This window comes from Hahella sp. CR1 (assembly GCF_029813005.1).
In the GTDB taxonomy this organism is placed as follows: domain Bacteria; phylum Pseudomonadota; class Gammaproteobacteria; order Pseudomonadales; family Oleiphilaceae; genus Hahella.
The window spans coordinates 1-418 of the sequence record NZ_JAPELK010000055.1 but is presented as its reverse complement, the minus strand read 5'-3'; the positions used below and the strand labels follow the sequence as shown (position 1 = coordinate 418).

Below are 418 nucleotides of genomic sequence, written 5' to 3'. Positions count from 1 at the left end.
ACTGTGCTTTTCACGCAGACGTCCCATGGGGTCGCGCTTGAACAGCGTGGTGTGTTGCGCGCGAATGCGTTCGTCTTCGTGTACGCCTTCGATATGCGCCTTCAGATGGCCCGCCGGGTCATACTGATATTGCTGCACCCGACCGTCGAAGCCGATTTCCTGAATCAGGCGCTCGTTGCGGTCATAGGCCAGTTCATAGCGCTCGCCTTTTTCGTTGATCAGGCCAATCAGGTTGCGTTCTTTATCGTACAGGTATTCAAAGGTCTGACCAGCCGGGTCGATGCGTTTGCGCACCTGGGCCAGACCGTCATACACGTATTCAGTGCAACGGCCGGCGGCGTCGATAAAGTGCGTCAGCTGGTCGTTGGCGTTGTAACGCATTTTCAGGACAGAGCCGTCCGGGCGTTTGACTTCGGTG

General features: G+C 56.9%; 1 pseudogene. It reads right to left on the bottom strand.

From position 1 onward, the window contains the following. Window positions 1-418, bottom strand: a pseudogene (locus tag ONV78_RS31895) (RHS repeat protein); the annotation flags it as partial.